The organism is Arthrobacter sp. D3-18 (assembly GCF_054408525.1).
Window position 1 is genome coordinate 2868531 of record NZ_CP096440.1, and the last position, 21024, is coordinate 2889554.

Annotated in this window: 19 protein-coding genes; 3 read left to right on the forward strand and 16 right to left on the reverse strand. The window is 61.4% G+C overall.

The window, feature by feature from the left end; all coding sequences use genetic code 11:
• Nucleotides 1–5: 5 nt before the first annotated feature.
• Both M1D89_RS15370 and M1D89_RS15375 read right to left on the reverse strand, forming a co-directional pair.
• Nucleotides 6–1124 carry a histidinol-phosphate transaminase gene (locus tag M1D89_RS15370; RefSeq protein WP_498644758.1) on the reverse strand — a complete coding sequence of 373 codons (1119 nt, stop codon included), beginning with the start codon at nucleotides 1122–1124 and terminating at the stop codon, nucleotides 6–8.
• A 78-nt stretch (nucleotides 1125–1202) separates the two neighbouring features.
• The gene (locus M1D89_RS15375) at nucleotides 1203–1562 is read right to left on the reverse strand and encodes a LysM peptidoglycan-binding domain-containing protein (RefSeq protein ID WP_309073608.1); all 360 of its coding nucleotides are present in this window, start codon (nucleotides 1560–1562) and stop codon (nucleotides 1203–1205) included.
• Between the two features lie 346 nt (nucleotides 1563–1908).
• Between M1D89_RS15375 and lexA the strand changes: the two genes are divergently transcribed.
• Nucleotides 1909–2652: a transcriptional repressor LexA gene (gene lexA / locus M1D89_RS15380; RefSeq protein ID WP_026005367.1), complete on the forward strand. Its 744-nt coding sequence runs from the start codon at nucleotides 1909–1911 to the stop codon at nucleotides 2650–2652.
• A 5-nt stretch (nucleotides 2653–2657) separates the two neighbouring features.
• On the opposite strand, the gene M1D89_RS15385 is transcribed toward lexA, so the two are convergent.
• Nucleotides 2658–4718 carry an ATP-dependent DNA helicase gene (locus M1D89_RS15385; RefSeq protein ID WP_498644761.1) on the reverse strand — a complete coding sequence of 687 codons (2061 nt, stop codon included), beginning with the start codon at nucleotides 4716–4718 and terminating at the stop codon, nucleotides 2658–2660.
• A complete protein-coding gene (hflX, locus tag M1D89_RS15390; RefSeq protein ID WP_498644763.1) occupies nucleotides 4711–6273 on the reverse strand; it encodes a GTPase HflX in 1563 nt (520 codons plus the stop codon). Before hflX ends, M1D89_RS15385 begins: the two co-directional genes overlap by 8 nt.
• 517 nt (nucleotides 6274–6790) lie before the next feature.
• Here hflX and M1D89_RS15395 point away from each other — a divergent pair.
• A complete protein-coding gene (locus M1D89_RS15395) occupies nucleotides 6791–7405 on the forward strand; it encodes a class I SAM-dependent methyltransferase (RefSeq protein WP_498644765.1) in 615 nt (204 codons plus the stop codon).
• Here M1D89_RS15395 and dapF read toward each other — a convergent pair.
• The 6 genes from dapF to M1D89_RS15425 form a co-directional block, all read right to left on the reverse strand.
• A complete protein-coding gene (dapF, locus tag M1D89_RS15400) occupies nucleotides 7386–8354 on the reverse strand; it encodes a diaminopimelate epimerase (RefSeq protein ID WP_498644767.1) in 969 nt (322 codons plus the stop codon). The two genes, M1D89_RS15395 and dapF, sit on opposite strands and share 20 nt — an antisense overlap.
• Nucleotides 8355–8400: 46 nt before the next feature.
• Entirely contained in the window at nucleotides 8401–9345 is a 945-nt protein-coding gene (miaA, locus tag M1D89_RS15405) for a tRNA (adenosine(37)-N6)-dimethylallyltransferase MiaA (RefSeq protein ID WP_498644769.1), read from the reverse strand.
• Nucleotides 9346–9364: 19 nt separating this feature from the next.
• Nucleotides 9365–10894 carry a tRNA (N6-isopentenyl adenosine(37)-C2)-methylthiotransferase MiaB gene (miaB, locus tag M1D89_RS15410; RefSeq protein WP_498644771.1) on the reverse strand — a complete coding sequence of 510 codons (1530 nt, stop codon included), beginning with the start codon at nucleotides 10892–10894 and terminating at the stop codon, nucleotides 9365–9367.
• Nucleotides 10894–11436: a regulatory protein RecX gene (locus tag M1D89_RS15415; protein ID WP_498644773.1), complete on the reverse strand. Its 543-nt coding sequence runs from the start codon at nucleotides 11434–11436 to the stop codon at nucleotides 10894–10896. Before M1D89_RS15415 ends, miaB begins: the two co-directional genes overlap by 1 nt.
• Nucleotides 11426–12469, reverse strand: a complete 1044-nt coding sequence (gene recA / locus M1D89_RS15420; protein WP_011774305.1) for a recombinase RecA — start codon at nucleotides 12467–12469, stop codon at nucleotides 11426–11428. Before recA ends, M1D89_RS15415 begins: the two co-directional genes overlap by 11 nt.
• 259 nt (nucleotides 12470–12728) lie before the next feature.
• Complete coding sequence (locus M1D89_RS15425; protein ID WP_419203352.1) at nucleotides 12729–12953, reverse strand: DUF3046 domain-containing protein; 225 nt, start codon at nucleotides 12951–12953, stop codon at nucleotides 12729–12731.
• Between the two features lie 41 nt (nucleotides 12954–12994).
• On the opposite strand from M1D89_RS15425, the gene M1D89_RS15430 reads away from it, so the two are divergent.
• A complete protein-coding gene (locus M1D89_RS15430) occupies nucleotides 12995–13534 on the forward strand; it encodes a MarR family winged helix-turn-helix transcriptional regulator (RefSeq protein WP_498644776.1) in 540 nt (179 codons plus the stop codon).
• Nucleotides 13535–13625: 91 nt separating this feature from the next.
• On the opposite strand, the gene M1D89_RS15435 is transcribed toward M1D89_RS15430, so the two are convergent.
• From M1D89_RS15435 to dapA, 6 genes are all read right to left on the reverse strand, one after another.
• Entirely contained in the window at nucleotides 13626–14060 is a 435-nt protein-coding gene (locus tag M1D89_RS15435) for a helix-turn-helix domain-containing protein (protein ID WP_014921288.1), read from the reverse strand.
• Nucleotides 14061–14197: 137 nt separating this feature from the next.
• Nucleotides 14198–14710, reverse strand: a complete 513-nt coding sequence (locus M1D89_RS15440) for a CinA family protein (RefSeq protein WP_498644778.1) — start codon at nucleotides 14708–14710, stop codon at nucleotides 14198–14200.
• On the reverse strand, nucleotides 14707–15309 hold the full coding sequence (gene pgsA, locus M1D89_RS15445; protein WP_498644780.1) for a CDP-diacylglycerol--glycerol-3-phosphate 3-phosphatidyltransferase: 603 nt from the start codon (nucleotides 15307–15309) through the stop codon (nucleotides 14707–14709). Before pgsA ends, M1D89_RS15440 begins: the two co-directional genes overlap by 4 nt.
• 23 nt (nucleotides 15310–15332) lie before the next feature.
• Entirely contained in the window at nucleotides 15333–18221 is a 2889-nt protein-coding gene (locus tag M1D89_RS15450) for an FtsK/SpoIIIE family DNA translocase (protein ID WP_498644782.1), read from the reverse strand.
• Between the two features lie 75 nt (nucleotides 18222–18296).
• Nucleotides 18297–19988 carry a ribonuclease J gene (locus M1D89_RS15455; protein ID WP_091466481.1) on the reverse strand — a complete coding sequence of 564 codons (1692 nt, stop codon included), beginning with the start codon at nucleotides 19986–19988 and terminating at the stop codon, nucleotides 18297–18299.
• Between the two features lie 6 nt (nucleotides 19989–19994).
• The gene (gene dapA, locus M1D89_RS15460; RefSeq protein ID WP_498644784.1) at nucleotides 19995–20927 is read right to left on the reverse strand and encodes a 4-hydroxy-tetrahydrodipicolinate synthase; all 933 of its coding nucleotides are present in this window, start codon (nucleotides 20925–20927) and stop codon (nucleotides 19995–19997) included.
• Nucleotides 20928–21024 lie beyond the last annotated feature (97 nt).

Sequence of the window (21024 nt, forward strand, 5' to 3'; positions counted from 1 at the left end):
CAAGTTTAGGCGTGCGGTGGCGGGGCGTCGTCCAGCAGTGCCTCCAAAGCCTCAAGGAAGGCGGTGGTTTCCGGTTCGGTTCCGGCAGTGACACGCAAGTGTCCGGGGATGCCGACGTCGCGAATCAGCACACCGGCATCGAGCAGGCCTTGCCAAATTTTGTGCGGCTCCTCGAGCCCGCCAAAGAAGACGTAGTTGGAGTCGGACGCCGCGGGCTTGAGGCCCATACGCAGCAACTCAGTCACAATCCGGTCGCGTTGCACCTTAATGTCCTCGACGTCGGCCATAAGGGCTTCGCGGTGGTTGAGCGCAGCCAGGGCCGTTGCCTGCGTGACGGCAGACAGGTGGTACGGAAGGCGGACCAGCCTGATGGCGTCTGTGACTTCCGGAGCTGCCGCCATGTAGCCGAGCCGGGCACCTGCCAGGGCGAACGCTTTGCTCATGGTGCGCGAGACGATCAACCGTTCACGTCCGGGCAACAACGTCAAAGCGCTCGGAGTATTGTCGTGCGCGAACTCGTGATAAGCCTCGTCCACGATCACAATGGCTTGGCTCGCTTCGCCGGCCTCGTAGACGGCCTCAACAACGTCCAAGCTCAACCCAGTACCGGTTGGGTTGTTCGGTGAGCACAGGAACACGATGTTGGCACCCGTTTCGCGAACCTGCGCGGCGGCCGATTCGGCGTCCAGCCCGTAGTCGTCAGCACGCACACCGCCGACATACTCTGTGTCCGTGCCACTAGCCAGGAGAGGGTACATGGAGTACGTGGGCGGGAAACCGAGCGCCTTGCGTCCCGGTCCACCAAATGCCTGGAGGATTTGCTGCAGGACTTCATTGGATCCGTTGGCGGCCCAGATGTTGTCCGGAGAAAGACCGTGGCCAAGGTACTCGGCCAAGGCTTCACGTAGTTCAGTAAACTCACGATCCGGATAGCGGTTCAGTCCTGTGGCCGCAGCGGCGACAGCCTCGGTGATGGCGGCTTGGACATCCGCCGGGACGCCATGGGTGTTTTCGTTGACATTGAGCAGGATGGGGACGTCAAGCTGCGGTGCGCCATAAGGGCTCAGTCCACGCAGGTTGGTCCGGAGGGGAAGTCGGTCAAGTCGCTCAAGCTGGTCACTCACCAACACAGTTTAAGGGGCGGCCGGGACTGCCGACTAACTGTGACGCCGGGCGATCGGTTCCTGCGGATGGTGGACGACTCAGTTTGCAGGGACGAACAGCTGCTGGCCGGGCAGAATGCGGCCGCCGCGGAGGTCGTTCAGCTGGATGATCTCCGCGATGACATCACGCGGGTCCCGCTCCGGAGCGGCGGCGCCGGCGATGCCCCAGAGGGATTGCCCCGGCTGGACGGTGACAGTGACTGCGACGGGCGGACGCAATTGGGACTGGGAGTCCGACGCCTTGGCCGGGGAGTTGATAAAACCGGCGAGGGTCAGCAGCGCCGCCACCAACAGCATTGCCGGGATGCCGAAGAAGACAATCCGTCCCCGCCGGGTCAGACGCAGGCGAGCGGGCGCCTGAGTGGTGCGGAATTCAGCGAACGTAGTGATTGCGGACATGAGCTGAGCCCTTCTGAGCTATTGCCAGGTTCCGGGTGCCCGGTGCCTGTCGGCCAATTCTTGTGTTCCCCTCTCCTGATCCCGGATGTTCGAACACTCTGTTCGAACATCCAGCCCCAGCGCCAGGTTTATAGAACACATATTCGAACCTTGCTATGACATTTTTAGCACTTATCAACGAACGGTGTCGAGACTCGCTAGAACAAATGTTTGATAAACGCCTGTGCCTGCCCTACGTTTGAGTGAAGAAACAGCACTGTTTCAGTGGAACAGGAGGGTCTGACATTTTTTGCAGACCCGACAACCCGGGGCTCGCCTCGGGCGGAATGGAAAGGCATTGGCGAACATGGCAGCGAAAGCCACAGGCGGCGGGGCACCCCTGCGGAGCCAGCAGCCTCAGAAGAGTCCCAAGAGCCTGACTGTCCGGCAGAAAAAGATTCTGGAGACCATCCAACGGTCGGTCAACGACAATGGATACCCGCCCAGCATGCGCGAGATCGGTGACACCGTGGGTCTGGCCAGTTTGTCGAGCGTCACTCATCAGTTGTCCCAATTGGAGAAGCTTGGCTACCTCCGCAGGGATCCCAAGCGTCCCCGCGCCATGGAAGTCCTGATGCCGCTGACCCTTGATGGTGGCACCATTCCGGGCGTGGAAGCGCCCACCACCCTTCGCAGCGCGGGGGGCCTTGCCGTAACAGAGCTGGCCAGTGCCAGTGATACCGCCATGGTTCCGCTGGTGGGCCGGATCGCGGCCGGCGGACCGATCCTGGCTGACCAGACGGTGGAAGACGTGCTGGCGCTCCCCCGCCAGCTCGTGGGGCATGGCGAATTGTTCATGCTGAAGGTGGCTGGCGATTCCATGATTGACGCCGCCATCTGTGACGGTGACTGGGTTGTGGTCCGCCGCCAGAATGACGCCATCAACGGCGACATCGTGGCAGCCCTGCTGGATGACGAAGCAACCGTAAAGACCTTCCGTCAGCGGGATGGCCATACGTGGCTGCTTCCGCAGAACACGCAGTACGAACCCATTTTGGGCGATCAAGCCACCATCATGGGCAAGGTAGTTTCGGTACTGCGCTCCCTTTAGGCGCCCTACGGGGCTTTAGCCGAGCCCAGGCGCTCCAGGACGCCACGGACCACTGCCCGGTCCGTCGTTGCCCAGAACGGCGGCAGGGCGGCACGCAGGAAGCCTCCGTAGCGTTCCGTCGAGAGCCGCGAATCGAGCACTGCAACTACTCCTTTGTCTCCTGTTGAACGGATCAGGCGGCCAGCACCCTGTGCCAGTCGGATGGCAGCATGCGTAGCCGATACGGCCATAAAGCCATTTCCACCTGATTGCGCCACTGCACGTGAGCGCGCAGTCATGAGGGGATCATCGGGCCGCGGGAAGGGAATGCGGTCAATGACCACCAAGCGGCACGAGCCACCCGGAACATCTACGCCCTGCCACAGTGACATGGTCCCGAAGAGGCATGTGTCAGGCTCATCCGCGAACTGCTTCACGAGGGCCGCCATGGTGGATTCGCCTTGGCAGAGGATATCCACGTCCAGCCGGAGCCGCATGGCGTCGGCTGCTTCTTCGGCCGCACGCCGTGAGGAGAACAAACACAAGGCTCCCCCGCCGGAGGCACGGATGAGGTCTTCCAACTCGTCGAGCGCCTCGGGCGAAGTACCACGACCGGGTTTCGGGAGGTGCTTCGCCACATACAGGACACCCTGTTTGGGATAATCAAAGGGCGAACCCACATCGATCCCGGTCCAGCTTGGGGCGCCGTCACCGATGAGGCCGAGGCCACCTGCTGCCGGTTCGAAAGCCGAGCCGATGGCCAGCGTGGCGGAGGTCAGCACCACGGTGTGGCCGGCAAAAAGGCCTTCGCGAAGCCGTCCGGCAACGCTGAGCGGGGCGATGTTGATCAAGGCCGGGGCAGTCTCATCAGGTTGCGAATAGCCCTGCTGGGGGTCGAACGTGCTGTTCCGGGAGAACCAGACCACTTCGCGGTTCTCCTTGGCTGCCAGCATCCGTTCGCACAATTCCAGAATCAGCATGAGCCGTGAACGCGCCAGCTGCCGTCCGCCGTCGACTGCATTTGATGAATCCGTCTTCGAATCCGAGAGCGCAGCGCGCGTGGCCTCCCGCAACTGGTCCAGGCAATCGAGCTGTTCGTCGTTAAGGCCATTAGGCAACAGCCCGTTGGGTACGCCGGCGATGGCCATATCCAGCCGCTCCGCTGCAGCGTTGAGTGCGTCCACTGTGATGGCTGTGTGCTTGCGGGCACTTGATGCCGCAGCGTGAACCATGGCCACCGACAACTGGCCTGAAACGGCGCCGGTCACGCGGTCTTGAAGCTCGTGCGCTTCATCAACCACCACGACGTCATACTCAGGCAACACGGCCAGGCCTTCAAAGGCGCTGACTGCCAACATGGCGTGATTGGTGACCACGACGTCAGCCTCACCAGCCCTGGAGCGCGCCAGCTCACTGAAGCACTCTTCTGCCATAGGGCACTTCTGCGCGCCCAAACACTCCATGGACGTCACGGACACCTGCCGCCAGGCCCGGTCCGTGACGCCGGGCATGAGTTCGTCACGGTCTCCGGTAGCGGTCTTCTCCGCCCATTCCCGGAGGCGGACCACTTCCTTACCAAGCTGGGATTGCGGACCGCCCATGGAGGCAGCAAAGTGGGGCACGCTGGTGTCCTCGCCCAGGGAGAACAGCTGCCCTTCGGAGGGCTCTTCGCTGGGGAACCCGCCTTCCAGCTTCTGCAGGCACACGTAATTTGCCCTGCCCTTGACCAGCGCCACATTGACCGGGCGCTCAAGGGCAGGGTTGAGGGTCTCCAGCAGCCGGGGAAGGTCCCGGCCAACAATTTGCGTCTGGAGTGCCAGGGTGGCGGTGGACACAAGAGTCGGTTTATCGCTGTCCATGGAATGGGCGATCAACGGAATCAGGTAAGCCAACGACTTACCTGTTCCCGTTCCCGCCTGGACCAGCAGATGCTCCCCGGTCTCGATGGCCCGGGTAACATGCTTGGCCATTTCGTGCTGGCCGGCACGGCTTTGTCCGCCCATTCCGGCAACAGCCCGATCCAACAGCTCGAGGGTGGTCTTCTCCCCCACCGATTCGACGGCGTCCGCCGCCACCTTCTCAACCATTACTGACGAACGACTCCAGTTCGGCGGCCAGGCCTTCGCGCACCATGACAACTACGCGGGTCCCGTTCTCCTCATGCTCAAGGCTGAGGATTTCCGAGTCGGAATTGTGCAGCTTGTTGATCATTTCCCCCCGATCGTAGGGAATGAGCAGTTCAAGGCGCACGCCAGGCCGGGGAATGGACCGGCTGATGTCTTCCAGCAGTTCCGCGATGCCCTGGCCCGTGCGGGTGGATACAACAGCATGGCGGGGTTCTTTCTGCTTGAGGCGCTCCACCACGAAGGGATCCGCGACATCCACCTTGTTGAGGACGATGATCTCGGGAACCTTGCGGGCATCCACCTCGGTGAAAACGGCCCTTACCGCTGCAATCTGGCCCTCGGGGTCGGGATGGGATGCATCCACCACATGGAGGATCAGGTCCGCATCCGCAACTTCCTCCAGCGTTGACCGGAAAGCTTCAATGAGCTGGGTTGGGAGTGAACGAACGAACCCAACGGTATCCGCGAGGGTATAGCCGATGCCGTCCGGGGTTTGCGCCTTCCGGACTGTGGGGTCCAGGGTGGCGAACAGGGCGTTCTCCACCAAGACACCTGCGTCAGTCAAACGGTTGAGCAGGGACGACTTTCCAGCGTTTGTGTACCCGGCGATCGCAACAGACGGAACCGCATTACGACGGCGGTTGGCACGCTTGGTCTCACGCGCAGGCTTCATCGCCGCGATTTCGCGACGCAACTTGGCCATGCGGGTGCGGATCCGGCGCCGATCAAGTTCGATCTTTGTTTCACCAGGACCACGCGAGCCCATTCCAGCCCCTGCTCCACCCACCTGGCCACCGGCCTGGCGGGACATGGAGTCGCCCCAACCACGAAGCCTCGGGAGCAGGTACTCGAGTTGTGCGAGCTCCACCTGCGCCTTGCCTTCGCGGCTCTTGGCGTGCTGGGCAAAGATATCCAGGATCAGCGTGGTGCGGTCAACTACCTTGACCTTCACAATGTCCTCAAGGCCGCGTCGTTGCGAAGGCGCGAGCTCAGTGTCCACCACCACGGTATCTGCGCCCGTGGCGGCGACGATGTCCTTGAGCTCCTGGGCCTTACCGGAACCAAGGAAGGTCCCGGGGTCCGGCTTCTGCCGGCGCTGAACCAAACCGTCCAAAACCTCGGATCCGGCCGTCTCTGCAAGTGCCGCCAGCTCGCGGAGGGAGTTCTCGGCGTCTGCGAGAGTCCCCTCAGTCCACAGACCGGCCAGTACAACGCGCTCAAGGCGCAACTGCCGGTATTCGACCTCAGTGACGTCTTCAAGTTCGGTGGACAGTCCTGCGGTACGGCGAAGGGCGCGGCGTTCAGCCAAATCTTCCTGGTCGCCGTCGTAGATGCTGTGTTCCTGGTCCAGCGTGGAAATCGCCTGCGCCTTGCCGAACACGCTGTTCGCGTCGTTGTCGTCGGATGCCTGCGCAGGTACATCCTTGGAAAGAATCCGGTCGATGACGGCCTGGATTTGTTCAGGACTCATGTCCTGGGCGTCGGAATCGGATCCGGAGTGCTTCTGGGTGGTCATGGTCTCCTTAGACTGTTCGGCAATTCCAGAATAGTGCGCTTTGGTGCTCGATGGGGCGCTATTCGCGCTCGGCTGACGGGCATCGGCCAAAAGGGCCTCCTATGTGCTGGGCAGTCGGTGCCTTTCGGAGGCAGGGGCTGCTGGGATGTGGCGTGATTGACTCCGCGGGGAGGGTCCTTTGGCCAACGTGAAGATGCTCTGCTTGCCCTACGGGTTTAGCCAGTGGATATAGCCATCCACTCGGGTGTGGGGCGGAATCTTCAGAGCGTCCGGCTCCGAATACAGGAGTTGCCGGACTGAGCCAGAGGGGACCTGCCGGGCGGAAAGGCCGGCCGGGCTGAAATGCCAAGCGGGCCTGCGTCGCGGGCGGTACCGTCAAACGCCTGATGACTCGGGCGTTTGTGGGCTGGTTACTCGAAGATCAAGAACATGCGTTCTACTTTAGCAGCCATTGTCAAACCCGCTGCGGAAGGAGGCGGTTTCCCAAGCCGACGATAGCCAACTAATCTGGCAAATTATGGAGTCTGCACACTATTTCACGGCCCAACCGGCCGGACCATTCACCCGCAAGCCACTCACTGTGGAGCTCGCAGGAGCCACACGCCAACTGCAGACCTCGTCGGGCATCTTCAGTCCCGACGGCGTGGATAAGGGGACGGCGGTACTTTTCTCCGAGGTTCCACCGCCTTCACCGAAGGGTCACCTCCTGGACATCGGCTGCGGCTGGGGTCCAATTGCCCTCACCTTAGGGCTGATGGCACCACATGCCCACGTCCATGCCGTGGATGTGAATGAGCGCTGCATCACGCTGACCAACGAGAATGCGGCGGCGCTCGGCCTCACCAACGTCACTGCCAGCCTTCCGCACGAGGTAGACCCCGCCGTCGAGTTCGACACCATCTGGTCCAACCCGCCCATTCGCATCGGCAAGGACGAACTCCATACGCTGCTGCTGACGTGGCTGCCTCGGCTGGCACCGGGCGGTAACGCCTGGTTGGTTGTTCAGAAGAACCTGGGCTCAGACTCCTTACAGAGATGGCTCGCCAACGAACTGGACAGCTCCTACACGGTCTCCCGTGAAAGCACGGCCAAAACGTTCAGGATCATCCGTATCAGGAAAGCGTCCCAGTAGCTACGATGACGGCCGGGCCGCTGAGTTCTACATGCTCGCGGCCGCCTGCACCTGGGAAGAACTTCACACTGACGACGCCGCCCGGTACCTTGACGTGCCAGTCGTTGGGAGCCGTATCACCCGCCCAGTGACGAATCGCGACGGCGGCGGCGCAGGCGCCTGTGCCGCAGGATTGTGTCTCCCCCACTCCACGCTCGTGAACACGCATGGTGATGGTTCCTACGCCGTCTTCCACCAGTGGCTCCGCGGGAACCACAAACTCCACGTTGGTTCCATTTGCGGGCTTGGGATCCACCACAGGTGCCTTGAACAACTGTGTGGCTGAAAGCTCACTGAGCTCCGCAAGGGCAACTACCGTGTGGGGATTGCCCATGCTGACAGACAAGCCGGGCCGGGCCACTTCCAGGCCGTCGGCACTTACCAGTGCATCCATGGCCTTGCTGGTGGCTTCCTTGGGGAAAATGAACTCCCATGGGCCCATGTCCACCGCATAGCCGTTGACTGTCCTTACAACCTTTTTGACGCCGCCACGAGTGCCGATGGTGAGAGTCTGACCGGGGCCCAGGTCCACCAGGCCCTCCGCAATCAGGAAATGGACGAAAACGCGTACGCCATTGCCGCACATCTCGGAGAGCGAACCATCTCCATTGCGGTAATCCATGAACCACTCTGCTTCGGGATCCTGCTCAAGGGCGACACGACCTTCCGGGAGAAAGCGGGAAGGAACCGCCCGGATGAGGCCGTCACCCCCGAGGCCCACATGACGGTCGCACAACTGTGCCACCTGCTCGGCCGTGATTTCATGGGCGTCACCGGGATCAGCGATGAGGACAAAGTCATTGCCCGTTCCGTGCCCCTTGGAGAACTCCAAGCCAGCGAGGCTGGAAGGTGGCACTGGAGCACCGGCAGTTGCGGGCTGCGGGGCGGGAACTGCGGCGGTTTCATCCATGGATCTAGGCTACCTGCCACGCCTGTTTGGCCCGAAATTGCAGCGGTTAGGTCGAGGCTGCACTGGCCGTATTAGCCGCATTGACCGCATTGACTGCCTTAGCCACAAGCTCCGGATCCTGCCAGTCGAGCCAAGTGATTCTTGGATCCGCCCGAAACCATGTCAGCTGGCGCCGTGCAAACTGCCTGGTAGCCACGATGGTTTCCTCAACGGCAGCATCCTCAGTCAGTTCGCCGTCCAGAACTTGCAGGAATTGGGCATACCCCAAAGCGCGCGAAGCTGTCTTGCCACTCCGCAACCCAACGGCGTCGAGTCGTTCAACTTCCTGCTGGAGCCCTGCATCCACCATCCGATGCACCCTCACTGCCAGACGTTCCCTCAGCTGCTCCCGATCCACCTCCAAGCCAATCTGAAGCGCCGGCTGGAAATACTCACGCTGCGGCATGAACGAGCTGAAAGGGCGGCCCGTGAGACCGTGCACTTCCAAAGCCCGGATCACGCGTCGTGCGTCTCCAAGGCGGGCAGCTGAGACGGGATCGACTTCCTCAAGGCGGGCTCGCAACGGCCCCAGCCCCTTGGTTTCAAACTCTTCTTCCAGACGCCTGCGGAGCACTGCATCAGTGCCCGGGAATTCCAGCACGTCCAGCGCCGCCCGAACATACAGCCCGGATCCGCCCACAAGGATGGCGCGCTTGCCCCGCGAGCGAATGTCGTGGATGGCTGCGCGGCATTCATTTTGGAAATCGGCCACACTGGCTTCCTGCGTGACGTCCATGGTGTCCAGCAGATGGTGCGGGACACCCCTGCGCTCTTCCACGGTGATCTTGGCAGTTCCTATATCCATGCCACGGTAGAACTGCAAGGCGTCAGCGTTGATCACCTCGCCGTTCAAAGCCAGAGCAAGGTTGACGCCCAGATCCGACTTACCGGAACCTGTGGGACCAACTACGGCAATGACAGGCTGAGGAGGTTCCGGACTGGAGAACGACATGCGATCTTGGCTCACGGGCCTAGGCGCGGCGAACAGGCAAGGATGGCATGCCCAATGACACACCCGTCTTGCCCGACACCGATCCTGCTGCCGGGACCCCGCAAGAATCAGCCTGCGAACGATCCCAGGCATCGCCGGCACGGGAGCGGCGCAAAAGGTAATCCTCCACTGTTGCCGGATCAGCTACCAGGTGGAAGGCAGCGGCCTCAGTAATAGTCACAGTGACGAAGTCACCCGGCCGCGGAGTCTCAGCTCCCGCCGGCACAGAGAAGTGCACCAGCCTTTGGTCCTTGGAACGGCCGGACAACCGGTGCGTTTCGCCGGCTTTCCGTCCTGACTGGGCTGTGACCAGGACTTCCACTTTTCGCCCCAGCTGCTTGGAGTTCTCTTCTGCGGCAATACGGTCCTGCAGCGCTGTGAGGCGTTCGTAGCGCTCCTGCACCACAGCCTTGGGGAGTTGCTCTGGAAGGTCTGCAGCCGGCGTGCCGGGCCGCTTGGAGTACTGGAACGTGAAGGCGGAGGCGAACCGCGACTTCTCCACGACATCCAGGGTGGCCTGGAAATCTTCCTCGGTTTCGCCGGGGAAGCCAACGATGATGTCGGTAGTGATGGCAGCGTTCGGGATGCGTTCCCGCACTTTGTCCAGGATCCCCAGGAATTTGCTGGAACGGTACGAACGGCGCATGTCTTTCAGCACCTTGTCCGAACCGGACTGCAGCGGCATGTGCAACTGGGGCATGGCGTTGTGTGTTTCGGCCATGGCGTCAATGACATCGTCCGTAAATGCGGCGGGGTGGGGGCTGGTAAAACGAACACGTTCCAGACCTTCGATTTCACCGCACGCCCGCAGGAGTTTGGAGAACGCTTGTCGGTCACCGAATTCCACACCGTACGAATTCACATTCTGGCCGAGCAACGTGACTTCCACGGCCCCGTCATCCACGAGCGCCTGGATTTCTGCCAGAATCTCCCCGGGTCGCCGGTCTTTCTCCTTGCCACGAAGCGAGGGCACGATGCAGAAGGTGCAGGTGTTGTTGCAACCCACAGAGATTGACACCCACCCTGCATACACAGATTCGCGCTTGGTGGGGAGCGTTGACGGGAACACATCCAAGGATTCGAGAATCTCGAGTTGCGCCTCATTGTTGTGCCGGGCGCGGTTCAGCAGGGCTGGCAGGGCTCCCACGTTATGCGTTCCGAACACAGCGTCAACCCACGGCGCCTTCTTCACAATGGTTTCGCGGTCCTTCTGGGCCAGGCAACCACCGACGGCAATCTGCATTCCGGGGTTTGCTTCCTTGACCTGCCGAAGCTGGCCAAGGTTTCCATAAAGTTTGTTGTCTGCGTTCTCCCGCACAGCGCACGTGTTGAAAACCACGACGTCGGCAACGTCACCGTCAGCGGGCACGTAACCGGCTTCTTCAAGGAGCCCCGCCATGCGCTCTGAATCATGGACGTTCATCTGGCAGCCGAAAGTCCGAACCTGATAGGTCCTGGGCTCGGCAGAAGGAGTGGCGGCAGCTGTTAGGGAGGGAATGGTCAAACTCACTACTCAAGGGTACCGGCTTCTGCCAGCACCTCACCGACGATCCTGAACGCCATGGAGGGGGCGTACCCCTTTCGTGCCAGCATTGATGCGAGCCGGCGGGTGTACTTGTCCCGCTCGGCCCGATCCGACAGATCCATGCTGGGCCGCAGCTTGCGCTGAACGAGCTCCCGGGCAGCCAGTTCTTCGTCTTGGTCGCTGAGCTGCGATAGGGCTTCCTCGGCCGCATCCAGCTCTATGCCCTTGTCTGCCAGTTCCCGACGAATCGCGCCCTTGGCGAGCTTCTTGCTCTGGGATCGGCTGCGGACCCACATCCTCGCAAATTCAGCATCATCGATCAGCTGAACTTCTTCGAAGCGGTCCAGAACTGCCTCCGCCACGTCCTCGGGAACGTTCCGCTCAGCGAGTTTCCGGGACAGTTGCAGCCGGCTCCGCGGCGCCATCGTCAACTGCCTCAGGACGATGGCGCGCGCCACGGATTCGGGATCAGGCTCGGGATCGGCCGCAACGGAAGAATCCGGATCCGGCCCTCTCCTAGCCGTCAACGGCCTTCAGCTTCGGGGAATCTTCTTCAGTCTTTACAACGCCCACGCCAAGCTTTTCCTTGATCAGGCGCTCCAGTTCCTGGGCGAGCTCAGGGTTGTCACGCAGGAATCGACGCGAGTTCTCCATGCCCTGACCCAGTTGATCGCCGTCGTATGTGAACCACGAGCCGGACTTCTTGATGATGCCGTGCTCCACACCCATGTCAATGATGCCTCCCTCGCGGGAGATGCCCTGACCATAGATGATGTCGAATTCGGCGATCTTGAAGGGCGGAGCCATCTTGTTCTTGACGATCTTTGCCTTCGTGCGGTTACCGACGGAGTCAGCACCTTCCTTGAGGGTCTGGATGCGACGAACGTCGATTCGCACTGAGGCGTAGAACTTCAGGGCCTTACCACCGGTGGTGGTTTCCGGGGATCCGAAGAACACGCCGATCTTTTCACGCAACTGGTTGATGAAGATGGCGGTGGTCTTGGTTTGACTCAGGCGGCCTGTGATCTTACGCAAGGCCTGGCTCATGAGTCGAGCCTGCAGGCCAACGTGGGAGTCGCCCATTTCGCCTTCGATTTCGGCGCGGGGTACCAGTGCAGCCACGGAGTCAATGACCACGATGTCCAGCGAGCCGGAGCCCACCAGCATGTCCATGATCTCCAATGCCTGCTCACCGGTGTCCGGCTGGGACACCAAGAGTGCATCCGTGTCCACGCCAAGCTTGGCGGCGTAGTCCGGGTCAAGTGCGTGCTCGGCGTCAATAAACGCTGCGATGCCGCCTGCGCGCTGCGCATTGGCTACAGCATGAAGTGCCACTGTGGTCTTACCCGAGGATTCCGGACCGTAGATTTCCACCACACGACCCCGGGGAAGGCCGCCAATGCCAAGGGCGACGTCCAAGGCAATGGAGCCGGTGGGAATGACCTCAATTGGAGCGCGGGTGTCATCACCCAGGCGCATGATGGAGCCTTTGCCGAACTGCTTGTCGATCTGGGCAAGCGCTGCTTCGAGCGCCTTTTCACGATCCGGGGTTGCCGCCATGGTTCACACCTCTGATGCTTTCTCGCTGTGGAGTGGCCCGAAAGGCCGCTTTCCTGTCATGTCTGACGCTATTACGGTGCTCTGACATTTTTAGTAGCCGGCACTGGCTATGTGGATAACCCGGGCTGCCGGAAGCTCTGGAATGCGTCCTTCGAGATCAATTTTCCTCTCACAGGAGCATATCCCCATCCGAACAGATATTCGAACAATGTTCCGGCGTGTCCCAACCCGCAGGGCAGTAACCACGACGTGCCGGACGTCAGCTGGAAGCCGGTTTGATGTCCCTGCCAAGCCTTCGCTCGGGAGGAACGTCCTGGACCTCGCACACGGCCAACCAGACTTCGCGAGGTTGATAGCCGGAGGCCAAAGCCTCTACGGCAGTTCGCCCACCAACGCCGGCGAGTACCAGGGAGTTGGCCAGGACCCGGGAGTAGCCTGCCCCGAATTCGTCGTCCATTAATCGCCAAAAGTCACTTGCCCTCACGGATAGAGTCTCTCATGGCGCCGGACTCTAGAATGGTTGCCATGAGCAATCCTCTCCAGAGCACGCCAGGTCCGGCCGTGCCAGGCGACGCCGTGGACGACGCCCTCCAGCAGGTGGAACACCAGCTGAGCCTGCTCTGGCGCCGCGCCCGTTCCATCTCGCATCAGTTGTCACGCCAGGTACATCCGGACATGGAACCAGCCGCCTATGGGCTTCTCACGGTCATCCGCAGGGAAGGTCCTATCCGTCTCACCGACTTAGCCACCTGCATCGGTGTGGGCAAGCCTTCCGTGAGCCGCCAGATCGCCTTCCTGGAGAGCATCGGCCTCGTTTACAAGGAAGCGGATCCCCAGGACGGCAGGGCTCAGTCCATCCGTTTGACGGATAAGGGCGAAGAGAAGATGCACCAGGTTCAAGATGCCCGCCGGCAAGTCTTCCGTGAACGACTTGGCGAGTGGCCCCTTGAGGATGTCCAGACGCTCGCTGACTACATGGGGCGCCTCAACGCCATTTACGGCGACGGCGTACTCAGCGTGAAAGAACCGGAAATCGACATCGAGGACAAGCCCGCTGGCGTTTGAGCAGGACCTGCCTCAACCAACACCCCCAAACTCAACGAAAAAGGTCCCCAGCCTGAGGCTGGGGACCTTTTCCATAACTTTGGTGGAACACTTACCTCGCTCCGGAGAGCATTCCTTGCGGGAAATCGTCCGTGAGGTCCAGATCGCGACCGTAACGCTGGGAGAATTCCTGCGGAACAGTGTCGGGAACTGCAACGCCTTCTGCGACGGCCACGCGGTCGCTGACTTCGCGAAGCATGTGGGACAACGGAACATCCAGGGCTGTGCAGATAGAGGACAGGAGCTCGGAAGAAGCCTCCTTCTGGCCGCGTTCAACTTCACTCAAGTAACCAAGTGAGACGCGGGCGCTGTGCGAAACCTCGCGGAGGGTACGGCCCTGACGCTGGCGGACATCGCGCAGTACATCACCGATCTCGTGGCGTAGTACAACCATTTTGCGCTCCTTCTGTTCGCTCTGTGCCTGATCAGCCAAGCCCACATCCTTCCAGCGGACAACGCCGTTCACGGATACGGGCTGCTTTACCATCTGTATCGCCTTGCTCCCTCATTCATCCGGTTCGCTGGCTGGCGGACCGGGTTGGTTTTTACATCCTAGGCGCCCCGGCTCTTCCGAAGCGACACAATGACACAACTATTGGCAATCAGTTTTTGTTCCCGACTACTTTACGAACGGTAACCAACGTCACTCAGTGCAGCAAGCAGACGCGCCAAGGCGGCCTCGCAGGCCTGCTCCCTGATGGACTGTCTGTCCCCCGAAAAACTGTACTCAAACGCTTCGGTTCCGGATTTGCCCGCAATTCCTATGAATACGGTTCCTACTGCTTTGCCGTCATGGGGCTCGGGTCCGGCCACACCCGTGGTGGAAATTCCAAGATCGGCGCCACAGACGCGCCGGGCGCCGTCAGCCATGGCCTCGGCCACCCGACCGTCAACGGACCCGACCTCGGCAAGCAGCTCCTGCGACACCCCCAGAACACCAGCCTTCACTGAGTTCTGGTAGGCAACCACGCCGCCTTGAAGCATCCCGGATGCTCCCGGTGTGTTCGCCAGCGTTGCCGCTACCATCCCTGCGGTTAGTGACTCAGCCGTAGCCACGGTCAGCTTGTTCCCAAGAGCAATGGCGACCGCCGCCGTCGACGTTTGCACAGCGGCTGATGCGCCGTCATTGAGCGTCATGCACGCCGCCCGGCCGCGCGAAGCTTCAACGCTTGGATGACATATTCGACGCCGGTCCACAGGGTGATGGCAAGGGCCACCATCATGACCCAGAAGGCGACGTCGCCCAGCCAGGGAGCGATCGCCTTCAGCGGCAGTATGTAAAGGAAAATGGCCACGGTCTGGACTACTGTTTTCAGCTTGCCACCGCGGGAAGCCGGCATGACGCCGTACCTGATAACAACGAACCGAAGAGCGGTAATCCCCCACTCCCGGACCAGGATGAGGACTGTGACCCACCAAGGCAGCTCACCCAGGATGGACAGGAGAACCAGCGCGGAACCGATCAGCAGCTTGTCGGCGATGGGATCGGCAATCTTGCCGAAATTGGTGATCAGGCCCCGCGCCCGTGCGATGTCGCCGTCGAGCTTGTCCGTATAAATAGCGACGGCAAAGGCCACAACGGCCGCCCAACGCCAAATCCCGTACTCGCCGTCGTCCGCCACCAGGAACCAAACGAAGAATGGAACGAGGACGATCCGGAGCATCGTGAGGATATTGGGTAGGTTCCAGACGTCGGAGCTGCTGGAAGTCGCGTTATCACCCTCGGCTGTAGTCACCCCACAAGGCTACCTTCTTTGGGCTAACGCCCCGTCAGCGACCAGGCGTCCTCGCCTCCCTCTTCGTCGTCGTTCGGGCCATCGGCGCCGTCGTAGTATTCGATGGCCTGCGTCCGGTTGTCCAGGTCCGTCTGGACAAGGTCTTCGGCATAGCCTCCGACGGCGATGTTCGAGTTCGCGTTATCGCTCAGGGCCGCCGTGTGCGCGTCCGGCGCCGCGGGTGACTCCTGGCCCTTCATCGCCGCAAGCACCGCGGCGAGGTCATCGGGCTTGACCAGGACGTCGCGCGCCTTGGAGCCTTCCGACGGACCAACAACGCCACGGGACTCGAGGAGGTCCATGAGTCGGCCGGCCTTGGCAAAGCCGACACGAAGCTTTCGCTGGAGCATGGACGTTGAGCCGAATTGCGTGGTGACCACAAGCTCTGTTGCCTGAAGCAGGACCTCGAGATCGTCTCCGATGTCGTCATCGATCTGCTTCTTGGGCGCCTCCGCAGCGACGTCGTCACGGTAGACGGCCTGCAGCTGTCCCTTGACGTGCTCCACAACCTTATGGATCTCGGATTCAGTAACCCAGGCACCCTGGACACGCATCGCTTTGGAAGCACCCATGGGAAGGAACAGGGCGTCACCTTGTCCAATGAGTTTCTCGGCGCCAGGCTGGTCAAGCACAACACGGGAGTCCGTAACGGACGACGTAGCGAACGCCATACGCGATGGAACGTTGGCCTTGATCAAGCCAGTCACGACGTCCACGGACGGGCGCTGTGTTGCAAGCACCAAGTGGATGCCGGCGGCACGTGCGAGCTGCGTGATGCGGACAATCGAGTCTTCAACGTCCCGCGGGGCAACCATCATGAGGTCAGCGAGCTCATCGACGATTACCAGCAGATATGGGTAGGGCTTGATGACGCGTTTGGAGTCCACCGGCGGCACAACCTTGCCCGCCCTTACTGCCTTATTGAAGTCGTCAATGTGCTTATAGCCGTAATTGGCGAGGTCGTCATAGCGGGCATCCATCTCGCGGACCACCCATTGCAGGGCCTCGGCGGCCTTCTTGGGGTTGGTGATGATGGGGGTGATGAGGTGCGGAACGCCCTCGTAAGCCGTGAGTTCCACGCGCTTGGGGTCCACCATGACCATGCGCACTTCATCCGGCGTAGCGCGCATCAGGATGGAGGTGATCATGGAGTTCACGAAGCTCGACTTACCAGCACCGGTGGCACCGGCAACAAGCAAGTGGGGCATCTTGGCGAGGTTGGCCACCACGTAGCCACCCTCAACGTCCTTGCCGACGCCCATGACCATGGGATGGTCGGTCCGGCGTGCGTTCTGGCTGCGCAGCACATCGCCCAGTGACACGGTCTCGCGGTCAGTGTTGGGGATCTCGATGCCGATGGCGGACTTGCCTGGAATCGGGCTCAGGATGCGCACATCGCTGGACGCCACGGCATAAGAGATGTTCTTGGACAGGGCGGTGACGCGCTCCACCTTGGTACCCGGAGACAGCTCGATCTCATAACGCGTCACCGTGGGACCGCGGCTGAAGCCCGTCACCGCCGCTTCTACGTTGAACTGTGTGAGGGTGTCCGTCAGTGCAGCGACGACGGCGTCATTGGCCTCGGTGCGCTCCTTCGGAATGGAGCCGGGCGTCAGGTAGTCCGATGCCGGCAACGTGTAGGTGACATCGCCTGCAAGGGACAGTTGTTCCGTGCGCTGCGGGATGGGCGTTTGTGGGAGCGGCGCACCTGCAGGCTTCGCCGGAACCTGGGCTACGGGAGCCGCGGGTGCGGTCATCTCCGGAGTAAGAATCGGAATGGCTTCGGTGGGGTTCTCGATCCCGGGCGTGGCGCCCAGGCCTTGGGCGGCCTTGATCTTCCCGACGGCGATCTCTGCCTGCGTTGGACGACGTACGCCCGGCGGAACGCGCGGTGCGGACGCACCAGGAGTTTCGTCGTCGTCGACTATTGCGTGCTCGAAAGCCTCGTCCCCGACGTAACCTTCCAAGCTCGTATCTGCTTCCTCGTCCTTACCGAAGAAGCGCATACGCTTCTTCTTCTTCGGCTTGGCGGCAGCGTCATTCTCGTAAAGGTAGCTGCGGTCATGCGCGTCCTTGCCGGACTCGTCCATAAGGTCAACGCCCATGAGGTGTTCATAAGCGCCCCTGATCCGGGACGGAATGGCACCAAACGGCGTGGCCGTTACGATCAACACGGACACGAAGGCCAACAGCCCGTAAAGGACAACGGGGACAGCCACGTGGATTGCGGCCAAAGGCGCAGCTGCGAGGAAGCCCAGCATTCCGCCCGCCTTGCGCAAGCCGTCGAAGCCATCTGCAACGGTGGGCAGGCCGCCAATGACATGTGCCAGGCCCGAACCCGCCAGTGTCATGATCATGAAGCCGATGCCCACGCGGTTGTTCCCCCGGCCGTCCTGTGGCTTCCGGAAAAGCCTGAAGGCACAGACGAACAGCATGAGGGGCAGGATCAGGGACATCCACCCGAACGTGCCGTTGACCACGCTGTAGACCATGTCAGGCAGCCAGCCGGTCAGACCCCACCAGGCGAAGGTGGCGATCGCTATGCCCAACACCAAATTGAAGAGGGCTGCGCCATCCCGGCGGTCGTCGGGGTCCAGATCGCTGACGTCATAACCGATTCGGCGGACCCCGGCGCCTACTACATGGCCGATCCCCTGCCAGAAACCTGAGAGCATTCGCAGCGGCAGCGGAGCGTGGGGCTCGACGGCGGCCGCTTGCTTGGTACGGGCAGTGCTGCCACGCCCGGTTTTGCTCGCGGCTGCGCTGCTTTTCGAAGCAGCTCCGCTGGTTTTGGATGCGGCTGTGCTCCGGCCTGTGCCGCCGGATTTACTGCTGGAGCTGCCTCGTGGCGTGGAGGTAGTACGGGTCGCCATAAGTGCCACGCTACCCCAAGGGGGCCTGAAATCCGCGGATTTCAGGCCCCCTTGGGCATGCATGTTGCTGGCTGGCTACGCTTCCAGGACTACCGGGATAATCATGGGGCGGCGGCGAAGCTTGCGATTCACCCACGTGCCGATGATCCTGCGGACCACCTGCTGCAACTGGTGGTTGGTGTGATCCGTGTGGTTAAGCACAGCTTCTTCGAGCGCGGCGTTGATCTTGGGAATGATCTCGTCAAAGACGGAATCATCCTCGGCCACGCCACGGGCGTGGATCTCCGGGCCGGACACGATCTTGCCGGTGGTGCGGCTGATGACCGTGATGACGGAAATGAAGCCCTCATCCCCCAGGACGCGACGATCCTTGAGGTCGGCATCGGTAATTTCGCCCACGCTGGAACCATCTACATAGACGAAACCGACTTCCACCTGTCCGACCACATTCGCTTTGTGGTCCTTGAGGTCGATGACTGTGCCGTTGTCGCTGAGGATGATGCCCTCGGACGGAACGCCCGATTCCAGCGCGATGTTGCCGTTGGCAATCAGGTGGCGGGTTTCACCGTGAACCGGCATGGCATTGAGGGGCTCGAGGATGTTGTAGCAATAGAGCAGTTCACCGGCGGCTGCGTGCCCGGACACGTGGACCTTCGCAGTGCCCTTGTGGATCACATCGGCACCGAGTTTGAGGAGGCCGTTGATGATACGGAAAACGGCGTTCTCGTTGCCCGGGATGAGGCTTGAGGCAAGGATCACGGTATCGCCCTTGCCCACGATCACACGGTGGTCGCCGTTGGCCATGCGGGAGAGCGCAGCCATCGGCTCGCCCTGCGAGCCGGTGGACATGAGAACCACGCGGTCATCCGGCATGTTGTCGATGTTCTTGATGTCCACCAAGATGCCCTCCGGGACATCGAGGTAGCCGAGCTTGGCTGCGATGGCCATATTACGGACCATGGAACGGCCGACGAACGCCACCTTGCGGCCATGCTTGGCTGCGGCATCCAGGACTTGCTGGACACGGTGCACGTGGGACGAGAAGGAGGCTACGATGATGCGCTTCCTGGCCTGTCCGAACAAGCGGTCCAGGGTGGGACCAATTTCCTTCTCGGCAGTGGTAAAGCCCGGTACGTCCGCGTTGGTGGAGTCTGCCATGAACAGGTCCACGCCTTCTTCGCCCAAGCGGGCAAAGTGCCGGAGGTCTGTGATACGACCATCCAGCGGCAACTGATCCATCTTGAAGTCGCCCGTATGGAGGACGTTTCCACCCTCTGTGCGGATGAAAACTGCCAACGCGTCCGGGATGGAGTGGTTAACTGCCACGAACTCGCACTCGAACGGGCCGAACTGCTCAACCTGCCCCTCAGTCACTGTCAGCGTGTACGGCTTGATCCGGTGTTCTTGAAGCTTGGCTTCCACCAGGGCAAGGGTCAGCTGGGATCCGATCAGGGGGATGTCGGCCTTGAGGCGCAGAAGATAGGGAACAGCACCGATGTGGTCCTCGTGGCCGTGGGTCAGCACGACGCCTACGATGTCCTGCAGGCGGTCCTCAATGTAGGAGAAATCAGGCAGGATCAAGTCGACGCCGGGCTGGGTCTCCTCGGGGAAGAGCACGCCACAGTCAACCACCAGCAGTTTGCCGTCGATTTCGAAGACCGCCATGTTGCGGCCAATCTCTCCCAGTCCACCGAGCGGGACAATCCGCAGCGTGCCTTTCGGCAGTTTCGGCGGAGTAACCAGTCCGGGAAGGGCGGTTTGGGTCATGTTTTGCTACTTTCCGGCGGAACCGTCCTGGACGTCAAAGTCCATTCCGGCTTCCGCCAAATCCCCGCGGATGATTTCGATCTCGGCCGCGTCCGGCTCCACGAGGGGCAAACGGACAACCGAGTTGGGCAGGACTCCCTGCCACTTGAGAATCTGCTTGGCGGCTACTGCGCCTTGGACCCGCGTCATGGTTGCACGGATGACGGGTTCCAGTTCAAAGTTAATGGCCCTTGCCTTGGCGAGGTCGCTGGCGTTGACGGCGTCGATCAGCTCACGGAAGCGGCGTGTTGCGACGTGGGTGGTAACACCCACCAGCCCGACGGCGCCGAGCGCCATCCACTGCAGCGTCAATCCGTCATCACCGGAGTAGAAGAGCAGGTCCGTCTCAGCCATGACGCATGTGGCGGCAGCGAAGTCCGCTTTGGCGTCCTTGACGGCCACGATGTTCTGGTGCTTCGCAAGCGCGATCATGGTTTCGGGAGCGATCGCAATGGAGGAACGGCCCGGAATGTCGTAGAGCATAACGGGAAGGTCCGTGGCCGACGCAATCGTCTCGAAGTGCGCACGAACGCCTGCCTGGCTGGGCTTGTTGTAGTACGGGGTGACGATCAGCAGACCATCGACGCCCAGTTCTGCCGCACGCTGCGAGAGGTGCACGGAATGGGCGGTGTCGTTGGTGCCGGTCCCGGCAATGATGGCAGCCTTGCCGCCGACGGCCTCTTTGACAGCCCGGAACATGCCGAGGTTCTCATCGTCGGTGAGGGTTGAGGTCTCTCCAGTGGTACCGGTGACCACGAGTCCATCGCAACCATCCTGAACGAGCTTTTCCGCCAGCGCCGCGGCTTGGTCGTAGTCCACCTTGCCGTCCTCAGTGAACGGGGTGACCATAGCGGTCAGCAGGGTACCAAGGGCGGGAACGTGGGCGCGCAAGTCAGACATACGAAAAACGTTACCCTGTGACAGGCTGGTTGGAAGAATGGGTCCCGCGTGATGGTCCTCATTCACCGGCGGTGGATTACTCACCCGCCATCCTATT

Bases quoted from the DNA above. Each gene is read 5' to 3' on its own strand.
- M1D89_RS15375 (WP_309073608.1), bottom strand. From the start codon at position 1,562: ATGTCCGCAATCACTACGTTCGCTGAATTCCGCACCACTCAGGCGCCC.
- lexA (WP_026005367.1), top strand. From the start codon at position 1,909: ATGGCAGCGAAAGCCACAGGCGGCGGGGCACCCCTGCGGAGCCAGCAG.
- M1D89_RS15385 (WP_498644761.1), bottom strand. From the start codon at position 4,718: ATGGTTGAGAAGGTGGCGGCGGACGCCGTCGAATCGGTGGGGGAGAAG.
- hflX (WP_498644763.1), bottom strand. From the start codon at position 6,273: ATGACCACCCAGAAGCACTCCGGATCCGATTCCGACGCCCAGGACATG.
- M1D89_RS15395 (WP_498644765.1), top strand. From the start codon at position 6,791: ATGGAGTCTGCACACTATTTCACGGCCCAACCGGCCGGACCATTCACC.
- dapF (WP_498644767.1), bottom strand. From the start codon at position 8,354: ATGGATGAAACCGCCGCAGTTCCCGCCCCGCAGCCCGCAACTGCCGGT.
- miaA (WP_498644769.1), bottom strand. From the start codon at position 9,345: ATGTCGTTCTCCAGTCCGGAACCTCCTCAGCCTGTCATTGCCGTAGTT.
- recA (WP_011774305.1), bottom strand. From the start codon at position 12,469: ATGGCGGCAACCCCGGATCGTGAAAAGGCGCTCGAAGCAGCGCTTGCC.
- M1D89_RS15430 (WP_498644776.1), top strand. From the start codon at position 12,995: ATGAGCAATCCTCTCCAGAGCACGCCAGGTCCGGCCGTGCCAGGCGAC.
- M1D89_RS15435 (WP_014921288.1), bottom strand. From the start codon at position 14,060: ATGGTAAAGCAGCCCGTATCCGTGAACGGCGTTGTCCGCTGGAAGGAT.
- M1D89_RS15440 (WP_498644778.1), bottom strand. From the start codon at position 14,710: ATGACGCTCAATGACGGCGCATCAGCCGCTGTGCAAACGTCGACGGCG.
- M1D89_RS15450 (WP_498644782.1), bottom strand. From the start codon at position 18,221: ATGGCGACCCGTACTACCTCCACGCCACGAGGCAGCTCCAGCAGTAAA.
- M1D89_RS15455 (WP_091466481.1), bottom strand. From the start codon at position 19,988: ATGACCCAAACCGCCCTTCCCGGACTGGTTACTCCGCCGAAACTGCCG.
- dapA (WP_498644784.1), bottom strand. From the start codon at position 20,927: ATGTCTGACTTGCGCGCCCACGTTCCCGCCCTTGGTACCCTGCTGACC.